Below are 619 nucleotides of genomic sequence, written 5' to 3' on the forward strand. Positions count from 1 at the left end.
AAAGAAACATCAACTTCCTGACGTTGGAAACTATGTTGGAAAAGACCTTACTGTCTACCCTGAAAATTAAAAATGGAAAAGATTCCCTGGAACGTTTTGCTCATTATGGGGAAGAGGAAATTGAAAATGCATAAGCGACTCAATGTTCTGGCGAGCTGTGTTTCAGTTCTTGTTTTAAGTAGTTGCGCCAGAGCAACGGATAAAACATTGTCTCCACCCTCAGATACTCAATGGGTTAATGTGGAAGTTCAAAACCCGTCACCTTATACAAAACCGTTTCCACTTGAGGTCAGGTATATCTCTCATAAATGTATGAAAAAAAGAATTAGCGGTGTTGATGGTTCTGTCATTACCGAACCTAGCTATAACGTCATTAAAATCCCGGTGCAGCAGGGAGACAATGATCTCTGGAAGGCAAAGATTGCGATGACCGGTGGTGGATCCTGCAACTGGACGTTGAGTGCATTTAATCTGGGGATTGAATATATTGATGCCACACACCTCGGGAAAGATTTGGTAACAGGTACCGCCGTGGGGGCTACTATTGCATTTGATGATGATGCATCTAGGAATGGACAATTCTCTTCTGTTTATGGCAACTTAAACCTCTCTCCAAAAT

The 619-nt window shown here is 41.8% G+C and carries 1 pseudogene; it reads left to right on the plus strand.

What is annotated here, in order from left to right:
* Positions 1-126 precede the first annotated feature (126 nt).
* Positions 127-619: pseudogene (locus J1785_RS00445) on the plus strand (hypothetical protein); the annotation flags it as partial.

It is taken from the genome of Rahnella perminowiae, from assembly GCF_019049755.1.
GTDB lineage: Bacteria > Pseudomonadota > Gammaproteobacteria > Enterobacterales > Enterobacteriaceae > Rahnella > Rahnella perminowiae.